Source organism: Mesorhizobium sp. M0514, assembly GCF_040321145.1.
Taxonomy (GTDB): domain Bacteria; phylum Pseudomonadota; class Alphaproteobacteria; order Rhizobiales; family Rhizobiaceae; genus Mesorhizobium.
This window is the reverse complement of the sequence record NZ_JAMYQZ010000031.1, coordinates 56,021-65,166: the sequence shown is the minus strand read 5'-3', so window position 1 is coordinate 65,166 and position 9,146 is coordinate 56,021. Positions and strand designations below refer to the sequence as shown.

Below are 9,146 nucleotides of genomic sequence, written 5' to 3'. Positions count from 1 at the left end.
CCCCGGCCGCATCGGCCTTGGGAGGCTTAGCGGGCTGCGGTCCAGCCCTTGTAGTCTTTCAGGTTCTCGGCCGTGATCAGCTTCGGGTCGAGCAGCACGGTCGGCTCCGCCGGCTTCTTGCCGGCAAGCAGCTCAGCCGCCATCGTCAGCGACTGGCCAGCCATCACGTAGGGATCCTGCGAAGCCGAGGCCTTGATCATCGAGGTGCCGGAAGCGAGTTCCTTCTCGATATCGGGAGCGCCATCCACTGCGGTGAAGATGAACTCCGAGCGATTGAGCTGCTTGGCCGCAAGCTGGGCGCCGATCGCCGTCGGATCGTTGATGGCAAACACCGCATCGATCTTGTCGAAGCGGGTGAGCAGCGACTGGAAGACCTTCAGGCCGCCGTCGCGCGAGCCTTCGGCATTCTGGTCGTCGGAGAGGATCTTGATGTCGGGGTGTTTTGCAAGGACGTCCTTGCAGCCCTTCACCCGCTCCAGGATCGACGACGACGCCGGGCCGTTGAGGATAACGTAGTCGCCCTTGCCGCCGGTGTGGTCGACCAGATACTGGCAGGCCTCTTCGCCGGCCTTGACGTTGTTGGTCATCACGGTGACGTCGGCGCCTGGCGCCGAGACGTCGAAGGCGGCAACGACGATGCCCGCTGCTTGCGCCTTCTTCACCGCCGGGCCGATCGCCTTGGCATCGACCGCATTGAGCATGATCACGTCGACCCCGGCGGCGATGAAGGAATCGACCTGAGAGACCTGCTTGTTGAGGTCGTAGTCGGCCGACACTGACGTCACCTCGACCTTCGGGTTGATCTTCTTGGCCGCGTCCTCGATGCCCTTGATGGTGGCGACGAAGAAGGGGTTGCCGAGCAGGCCGACCGAGATGCCGACCTTGTTGAGGTCCTTGGCCGATGCGGGCGCGATGGCGGCAGCCGCGAGTGCGACGCCGCAGAGCAGTTTAGCGATGGTCTTCATTGCTTTCCTCCAATTGCCCCGCGCCTCTCACGGTGCGTTACACAAACCGGTCGTTTACGCCGGCGACCAAGGTCAATCACGTTCTCGCTCCTGCCTGGAGCCTGTAGCGGTCGAGGGCGACTGCCACGATGATGACCAATCCCTTGATGATGTACTGCCAGATGTCCGAGACACCGGCCAAGATAAGCCCATTGGAGAGCACCGCTATGATCAGGCCGCCGATCAGCGTGCCCCAGATCGAGCCGACGCCGCCGACGAAGCTGGTGCCGCCGAGAATGACCGCGGCAATGGCGTCGAGTTCGTAAGACTGCCCAAGCTGCAGCCCGTTGGCCGCATAGAGCCGGGCCGCTGACATGGCGCCGCCAAGGCCGGCCAGCAGGCCGGAAACGCCATAGACAAAGAGCAGCACCAGCGGCACCTTGATGCCGGTCAGCCGCGCCGCTTCGGCATTGCCGCCAACGGCATAGATCCAGGTGCCGAGCACGGTGCGCTTGAGCACCAGCCAGGACAGCACCACGACCGACAAGGCGATGATGACCAGCCACGGAATGCCGAACAGCGAACCGTTGCCGATGAAGTCGAACGGCAGGTCCGAGTTGAACACCGTGGTGTCCTGGCCGAGCAGGCGGGCGACGCCGCGCACAGCGGTCAGCGACCCCAGCGTGACGATGAAGGGCGGCAGTCTGATATAGGCGATCAGCAGCCCGTTGATGACGCCGAAGCCGAGGCCGACGAGAATGGCCGCCGGCACGCCCAGCAGTCCCCAATCGGGCACCAGCGACACCATCACCGCCACCATCGCCGAGGCGGCAAGTATCGAGCCGACGGACAGGTCGATCCCGCCGGTCAGGATGACGAAGGTCATGCCCGCTGCCAGCACAATGTTGATCGACGATTGCTGCATGACGATCAGCAAATTGGTCTGGGTGAAGAAGCGCGCGTTCATCAACTGAAAGCCGACCGCCAGCAGGATCAGGATCGGCAGCATGCCAAGGGCGGCGAAGGCGGTGCGCAACCGCCGGCTCCTGCCGACAACCTGGCCACTGATCTCGGTCGCCTTGTCGGTCATCCCTTGGCCGCTCCCGTTGCAAGTTCCATGATTGCTTCCTGGCGCAGCGGCTGGTCTTTGGACGCCGTAACCTCGCCGGCAATCGTGCCGTCGCGCATTACCAGCACGCGGTCGGCAACGCCGATCACCTCCGGCAGTTCGCTGGAGATCATCAGGATGGCGATGCCCTTTTTGGCGAGATTGTCGATCAGCCGGTAGATTTCCGACTTCGCTCCGACATCGACGCCGCGCGTCGGTTCATCCAGGATGACCACTTGCGGCTCGGTCTCGAGCAGGCGGGCAAGCAACACTTTCTGCTGGTTGCCGCCCGACAGCGAACCGGCATTGGCCTGTACCGACCTGGTGCGGATGGAGAGATCCGAAACGGCAGTGGCAGCACGTCTCTCGGCGGCTTTGAAATCGCGCAAGCCGCCGGGCCGCGCATCCCTGGCCAGCACGCCCATGCTGATGTTGTCGGAGATCGACATGTCGAGAAAGAGGCCGAGCTCCTTGCGGTCCTCGGTGAGATAGGCGATGCCGGCATTCAGTGCCTCGCTTGGCGAGCCGATGGTTACGGGCTTGCCGTCGAGTTCCAGCGTGCCGGCGATGCGTCTGTCGGCACCGAAGATCAGTCGCGCGAGTTCGGTGCGGCCCGAGCCGACAAGGCCAGCCAGAGCCAGCACCTCGCCCTTGTACAGTTCGAAGGAGCAGTTCTTCAGGAGATTGCCGTCCGCCATGCCGCGCACCGACAAGGCGACCGCGCGCTTGTTGTCCGGCGGGCGATGATCCTTCCTGTAAAAAGCGGACAGGTCGCGGCCAACCATCATCGAGACGAGGCGCGAGGCGTTCAGCTCGGCACGCTCGAGTGTGCCGACATAGCCGCTGTCGCGCAGCACGCTGACACGGTCGGCCAACTGGTAGACCTCTTCCATGCGGTGGCTGATGTAGATGATGGCGATGCCTTGCGACTTCAGCGTCGCGATGACCTCGAAGAGACGGTCGGTCTCGCGCGAGGTCAGCGAGGTGGTTGGCTCGTCCATGACGATGATGCGCGCGCTGGTCGAAAGCGCGCGGGCGATTTCGACCAGCTGACGCTCGCCGAGCGACAGGCTGGAAACCTGAGCCCGTGCGGAGAAGGACACGCCGAGACGCTTGATGATCTCATTGCTGCGCCGGTAGCATTGGTCGCGGTCGACGATGCCGAAACGCCTCGGCTCATTGCCGAGGAAGATGTTCTGCGCGACCGTCAGGTTGGGCGCCAGCGACAGTTCCTGATAGATAACCGCAATGCCGTGAGCCCGCGCCTTGATCGGGTCGCCGGTGGCGACCGGCACGCCGTCGATCAGTATCTCGCCGCCGGCATCAGGCCGATAGGCGCCGGACAGCACCTTCATCAAAGTCGACTTGCCAGCACCGTTTTCACCCATCAGCGCATGGACTTCGCCGGCATGGACGGTCAGCGACACGTCCTGCAAGGCGCGGACTGGCCCGAACGTCTTCGAGATGTGCCGCATTTCCAGCACTGGCTGGCGCGTGACTTCGGCCTGAGCAGCGACAATCACCGTGCGCCTCCCGCTGCCGCGCGGGGGATGCCCTGCTCGCCGATGAGGCCACGCCATGTGTCGCGATATCGGGCAAGTCCGGTGAAGCTTGCGGCACGCACGGGCTCCGGCACTTCCGCGGCAAATTCGCGGCCGACGGTCTCGAAGGCCAGCGCCGCCGCCCCGGTGGCGCTGCCCTCCAGTGTGGCCCCTTGCAGGAAGGCCTGGCTGGGACGCAGTTGCGCCACTAGCCCGGCGAGCAGGCCGCCAGCGTTCAGTCCGCCATCGACGATCACGGTGTTGTCCGAATGGATCTGGTCGAGGCAGAGGTCGACCATCAGCGCGACGTAGAGCAGCGCCACGGCTGCGCGTTCCTCGGCGCTTGGCATGCGGCCGACCAATTTGCCGGCGCGGCCGGGCATTGGTCCGCCCGGCGCGAAGCTCGGCAGCGCCATGCTGCCGGCGTTGATCACCCGCTGCACTGCCGCCGGCGCGATCGCGCCTTGCCAGCCGTCGCTGATCGTGGCGAATTCGCGCCCGCCCATGAAGCGGATGGTCGGCACAGGGCCGCCGTCGATATCGACATTGACCAGCATGTCGCGCTGGCCATCGAGCGCGTCGAGCAGGCAATCCGGATTAAGCACGACGACCCAGGTGCCGGTCGAGACGACGGTGACCGGGCCAAGCTCCTGCCGGCGATAGGCATGGAGCGCGGCATTGCTGTCATGGACACCATTGTGGATGGCGATCCGCCGCTTCGTGTCGCCGAGGCGTTGCTCGCCGACAACCGAGCCCGCCCGCTCGAAAGCGGGCATCCGGTCGCGCCAGCCCTCAATATCGACCAGCGAACTGAAGTCGCGCTTGCGCGGCGCCCATAAATGCGAGTGGCAGCCGAGATAGGACACTTCCGAGACCGCCCGGCCGCCAAACCGCCAGCTCCAGTATTGTGGATAGCCGAGGATCGATTTCGCGGCCGTGAATGCACCGGGTTGCACCGCCTGTAGCCACAGCATGTGGCGACCGTAGTTGAAGCCGAGCGGCAATCGCGGCGAGAAGGTCTCGGTGAAATCCGGAACGAGGCGATCTATTTGCGCGGCAATATCAGCCGGCGGCTCTTGCTCGTAGTCGAGTATCGGATGCGTCAGCGCCGCCTCGTCGACCAGGGCAAAGGTGCAGCCATGGCCCGACACCATCACGCCCTCTACGCCATGGACGTCGGTGGCCTCGCTTACGGCGCGAACCGCCCAATTGTGAAGTGCTGCTTCATCAAGCACGCTGAAGCCATCTTTGCGCATCCAGTTCGGCCGGGTCCGGCGCTCGTCGACGATGCGCCCGTCCTGAGCGAAGACGAACAGCTTCGAATTGGTCTTGCCGAAATCGAGGACGGCCATCTTCACTGGATGGCTCCCGAAGCCGAAGCGATGCGCACCATGACGCCCGCGTCTTCCAGCATGCGCGCGTCAACGTCGGACAGGCCGTCATCGGTCACCAGCGTGCCGATGCGCGACAAGGGCAGCGCGATGTTACGGGCGTGGATCGACAGTTTGCGGCTGTCGGCCAGCACCACGATCTGGTCGGCACACAGGCTGAGATCGGCGATGGAGCGGACCAGCAGCGGGTGCGATTCCAGCACGCCCTCCTGGCCAAGGCCTTGCGCGCCGAGAAAGAACTTCGATGCGTAGAACGGCTCCGCCTGGGTCGGTGAATGGATGATGCCCGGCTCACGATGCAGATCGCCGCCGGCAACGGTCAGGCTGCAATGGCCGTGGTCGCTCAGATAGGCAGCGAGCGGCATCGAATTGGTATAGAGACGGATGCTGCGCTCAGCCAGCTTGACCCCAAGGTGGAAGCAGGTCGAACCGCCATGCACGATGACCGCATCGCCGTCGCGCACCATCGTGGCCGCGAGAGCGGCGATCTGCCGCTTGGCCTCGACCGCGAGGTCGCGGTTCTCGTCATAGGGCCTGGCATAGGCAACACCCGCCTGTGAAGCGCCGTCGAGCGCCGAGATGCCGCCATAGACCTTCCGTGCTTCACCGGCCTCGTCGATCTTGTCGATGTCGCGCCGCACCGTCGCCGCCGACACGCCGAGCTGCTCCTGCAGTTCGCGCACCGACGCGAAGGGGCGATCCCGCAGCAACTCGACGATCTGACGCTGGCGGCCGGAGTCGCTCAATCGTTTTTCCTCCCAGGAGCCGTTTTTGCCGCGGCATTTGACGTAACTTACTCAACATCTTTCCGATTGCAAGAACCTTTGATGAAATTAGATCACCATTGACGTAAGTCGCTCGCATCTGCGATACACATCAACATCCCACGACGGGTATCCGAAGCTGCGAGGCTGGCGGAGCTGATAGAGGAAATGCGCCATGGCGACCTATGCGGATGCGCAGGAAATGACTGCCTTGCGGGCGCTTTCGGCCAGCATCGGGCGCAATCCAAACCTGACCCAGGCCGCCGGCGGCAACACCTCGCTGAAAGCCGGCGACACGCTGTGGATCAAGGCTTCCGGCACATGGCTGAAGGATGCGCTCTCCGAAGATATCATGGTGCCGGTGGCGATGGCGCCGCTGCTCAGGGCTGTCGAACAGCGCGACAGCGCCGCCGACCAGCCGCAGATCTTCGCCATCGAGACGCTCAACGCCCGGCGCCTGCGCCCTTCGATTGAAACCACCGTTCACGCGCTGATGCCGCAGCGCGTCGTCCTGCATGTCCATTGCGTCGAAACCATTTCGCTGGCGGTACAGGCCAATTGCGAGGTGGAAGCCGCCAGACGCCTTGATGGTCTCAAATGGGCGTATGTTCCTTATTTCCGGCCAGGCCTGCCGCTTGCCCAGGGTATTGCCGAGCGGCTTCAGGCTGGGGTCGACGTGCTGATCCTTGCCAATCACGGGCTGGTCGTCGCGGCCGATACCGTCGCCGAGGCCGAAGTGCTGCTGCGCCGCGTCACGCTGCTTCTGGCGCGGCCGGCGCGCCAAGTGGCGGAACCGGATGTTGCGGGATTGGCGGCGCTGGCCGGGAAAACCGGTTACAGGCTGCCGGCGGAAATCGAGGCGCACGCGGTAGCCATCGATCCCGAAAGCCGCCGCATGGCGTCGGGGGGCAGCCTCTACCCCGATCACGTCATCTTTCTGGGTCGGGGGTCGGTGGTGGCAAAGCCCGGTGAGGATGTGCCGCGCGTGATCGAGCGGTGCGGTGCAAAGCCCGTGGCGATCCTGTTTCCCGGGCTGGGCGTGCTGATGCGCGGCGACGCCAGTGCCGGCGCCGACGCCATGCAACGCTGCCTTGCCGACGTGACGGCACGCATCGACATTGCAGCGCGGCTGAACTACCTCACCGCCGCCGAGAACGATGAACTGGTCAACTGGGACGCCGAGAAGTATCGCCAGAAACTCAATGCCGCCAGCCGCTGACACGCCTCTTGCCATAGGCATCGACATCGGCACGTCCGGCGCGCGTGCGGTCGCCATGCGTCCGGATTTTTCCATTGCCGCGCGTTCCGCCGTTTCGCTCGAGTTGTTTGGCCGGAATGCCCGCGACCCTGCAGTGTGGTGGTCAGCGGTCGGCGCAGCGCTGGCGGAACTGCTTTCGGGCATCGACCGAACAGCGGTCCGGTCGATCGCTGTTGACGGCACTTCAGGTACGTTGCTGCCGGTCGACGGCGCCGGGCGGCCGCTGGCCGAGCCGCTGATGTACAACGATACGGTCGCCGACAACGCCATTCTGGTCGCGATCGCTCGCGAAGCCCCAGCGACCAGTGCCGCACTTGGGGCGACGTCCGGTCTCGCCAAGGCGCTCTGGTTCCAGCGCACGCCCGGTGTTGCCGCGGTGCTGCATCAGGCGGACTGGATCGCGGGACAATTCTCCGGTCGCTTCGATGTCAGCGACGAGAACAATGCCTTGAAAACCGGTTACGACATCACGGCCCGCTGCTGGCCGGACTGGATTGCGGCCACCGAAATGCGCATGGAGTTGCTGCCCGGCGTCGTCAGGCCGGGCGATGTCGTCGGCAAGCTAACCGCAGATGCCGCGGATATGTTCGGCTTACCGCGCGAAATCGCCGTCGTCGCCGGAACGACCGATGGCTGCGCCTCGTTCCTGGCGACAGGTGCCGCGGCAATAGGCGACGGCGTCACCGTGCTGGGGTCGTCGTTGACCGTCAAGATCCTGTCCGACCGGCCTATCTCGGCGCCACGCTTCGGCATCTACAGCCATCGGCTTGGAGATGTCTGGCTGGCGGGCGGCGCATCGAACTCCGGCGGCAAGGTGCTGACACAGCATTTCCCTCTGGCGCGCATCGTCGAGCTGAGCATGGCGATCGACCCGATGACCGAGACCGGCCTCGACTACTATCCTCTTGCCACTGCAGGTGAACGCTTTCCGATCGCCGATCCGGCACTGCCGCCGCGTCTTGTGCCGCGACCGGTCGAGGACGCCGACTATCTGAAAGCCATGTTGGAGGGTATCGCCGCGATCGAGGCGCTCGGTTATGACAGGCTCGCCGAGCTCGGCGCGCCGCAGCTGACGTCGGTCAGAAGCGTCGGCGGCGGTGCGGCGAATGCCGCCTGGACGGCGATCCGGCAGCGCAGACTTGGTGTTGATTTCCTGCCGGCACTTTCGGACGAAGCCGCCGCCGGCACAGCGCGGCTGGCGCTGACGGGCGCAAGCGCGGCGGGGCTTCTATGAGCGCGAAAACAGTCGAACACCTCAACGGCGTCAACCAGCTGGCCGAGCGCTATGATGTTTTCCTGCTCGATCAGTTCGGCGTGCTGCATGACGGCACCAGCCCCTATCCAGGGGCGGTGGAAGCACTGTCGGCGCTGAAGCGCGCCGGCAAGACCATTGTGCTGATCTCGAACTCCGGCAAGCGGGCGGGGCCCAACGAGAGCCGGCTGCTAAAGCTCGGCTTCGTACCGGGAAGCTGGGACCATTTTGTTTCTTCCGGCGAGGTCGCGTGGGAGTTCTTCCACGACATGGGGATATCCGGAAGGCTACTTCCAAACACGAAATGCCTGTTGATAAGCCGCGACGATGACCGCTCGGCGATCGAAGGTCTGCCGTTCGCATTGACCAAGGACGGTGACGATGCCGGGCTGGTGCTGATTTCGGCCAGCGAGGGCGACCGCTACGATCTTGAGCACTATCGCCGGCTTCTTGCGCCGGCTGCGGTGCGGCAGGTGCCATGCTTCTGCACCAACCCTGACAAGATCATGCTGACGGCAGTGGGGCCGCGCTTCGGCGCCGGCCGGCTGGCGGATCTCTACGAGGACCTCGGTGGTAGCGTCACGCGTATCGGCAAGCCTTACCCCGCCATATTCGGCGCCGCGCTAGCGGTGGCAGGCAATCCAGACCGCAGCACTGTGGTCTGCGTCGGCGACAGTGTCGAACACGACATCGCCGGCGGACTTGCTGCCGGCGTGGCCACGGTGCTGGTTCTGTCAGGAATATTGGCGGAGACCCCTGACCTGTTCGATCTGTTCGACACGATGGACGCCTACCCGGATTACATCATGGATCGCTTCAGGTTTCGCTGATTTGATTCACCTGGCAGCGCTCGCGCCCGAATCCGGCCTCAACGCCTCGTGGCCGACG

General features: G+C 64.6%; 8 protein-coding genes. 3 read left to right on the top strand and 5 right to left on the bottom strand.

Annotated elements, in window-relative coordinates:
* Nucleotides 1–26: 26 nt before the first annotated feature.
* From NKI61_RS15215 to NKI61_RS15195, 5 genes are all read right to left on the bottom strand, one after another.
* Nucleotides 27–965 (bottom strand): ABC transporter substrate-binding protein, encoded by a 939-nt coding sequence (locus tag NKI61_RS15215; RefSeq protein ID WP_023670567.1) that lies wholly within the window; start codon nucleotides 963–965, stop codon nucleotides 27–29.
* Between the two features lie 76 nt (nucleotides 966–1,041).
* The gene (locus tag NKI61_RS15210; protein ID WP_352807449.1) at nucleotides 1,042–2,034 is read right to left on the bottom strand and encodes an ABC transporter permease subunit; all 993 of its coding nucleotides are present in this window, start codon (nucleotides 2,032–2,034) and stop codon (nucleotides 1,042–1,044) included.
* Nucleotides 2,031–3,527 (bottom strand): sugar ABC transporter ATP-binding protein, encoded by a 1,497-nt coding sequence (locus tag NKI61_RS15205; protein WP_050588083.1) that lies wholly within the window; start codon nucleotides 3,525–3,527, stop codon nucleotides 2,031–2,033. The genes NKI61_RS15210 and NKI61_RS15205 overlap by 4 nt, the downstream gene beginning before the upstream one ends.
* A gap of 44 nt (nucleotides 3,528–3,571) precedes the next feature.
* Nucleotides 3,572–4,951 carry an FGGY-family carbohydrate kinase gene (locus NKI61_RS15200; protein WP_023704481.1) on the bottom strand — a complete coding sequence of 460 codons (1,380 nt, stop codon included), beginning with the start codon at nucleotides 4,949–4,951 and terminating at the stop codon, nucleotides 3,572–3,574.
* Nucleotides 4,948–5,730, bottom strand: a complete 783-nt coding sequence (locus NKI61_RS15195; protein ID WP_023701285.1) for a DeoR/GlpR family DNA-binding transcription regulator — start codon at nucleotides 5,728–5,730, stop codon at nucleotides 4,948–4,950. The genes NKI61_RS15200 and NKI61_RS15195 overlap by 4 nt, the downstream gene beginning before the upstream one ends.
* A 193-nt stretch (nucleotides 5,731–5,923) precedes the next feature.
* Here NKI61_RS15195 and NKI61_RS15190 point away from each other — a divergent pair, with 193 nt between their 5' ends.
* The 3 genes from NKI61_RS15190 to NKI61_RS15180 are packed head-to-tail and all read left to right on the top strand — an operon-like array spanning nucleotide 5,924 to nucleotide 9,088.
* Complete coding sequence (locus NKI61_RS15190; RefSeq protein ID WP_352839953.1) at nucleotides 5,924–6,967, top strand: class II aldolase/adducin family protein; 1,044 nt, start codon at nucleotides 5,924–5,926, stop codon at nucleotides 6,965–6,967.
* The gene (locus tag NKI61_RS15185; protein ID WP_031196131.1) at nucleotides 6,951–8,240 is read left to right on the top strand and encodes an FGGY-family carbohydrate kinase; all 1,290 of its coding nucleotides are present in this window, start codon (nucleotides 6,951–6,953) and stop codon (nucleotides 8,238–8,240) included. Before NKI61_RS15190 ends, NKI61_RS15185 begins: the two co-directional genes overlap by 17 nt.
* Nucleotides 8,237–9,088 (top strand): TIGR01459 family HAD-type hydrolase, encoded by an 852-nt coding sequence (locus NKI61_RS15180; RefSeq protein WP_352658210.1) that lies wholly within the window; start codon nucleotides 8,237–8,239, stop codon nucleotides 9,086–9,088. Before NKI61_RS15185 ends, NKI61_RS15180 begins: the two co-directional genes overlap by 4 nt.
* The last annotated feature ends 58 nt before the right edge of the window (nucleotides 9,089–9,146 follow it).

Excerpts from the sequence above, each read along its gene's own strand:
- NKI61_RS15190 (WP_352839953.1), top strand. The coding sequence starts at position 5,924 with ATGGCGACCTATGCGGATGCGCAGGAAATGACTGCCTTGCGGGCGCTT.
- NKI61_RS15210 (WP_352807449.1), bottom strand. The coding sequence starts at position 2,034 with ATGACCGACAAGGCGACCGAGATCAGTGGCCAGGTTGTCGGCAGGAGC.
- NKI61_RS15215 (WP_023670567.1), bottom strand. The coding sequence starts at position 965 with ATGAAGACCATCGCTAAACTGCTCTGCGGCGTCGCACTCGCGGCTGCC.
- NKI61_RS15205 (WP_050588083.1), bottom strand. The coding sequence starts at position 3,527 with ATGCGGCACATCTCGAAGACGTTCGGGCCAGTCCGCGCCTTGCAGGAC.
- NKI61_RS15185 (WP_031196131.1), top strand. The coding sequence starts at position 6,951 with ATGCCGCCAGCCGCTGACACGCCTCTTGCCATAGGCATCGACATCGGC.
- NKI61_RS15180 (WP_352658210.1), top strand. The coding sequence starts at position 8,237 with ATGAGCGCGAAAACAGTCGAACACCTCAACGGCGTCAACCAGCTGGCC.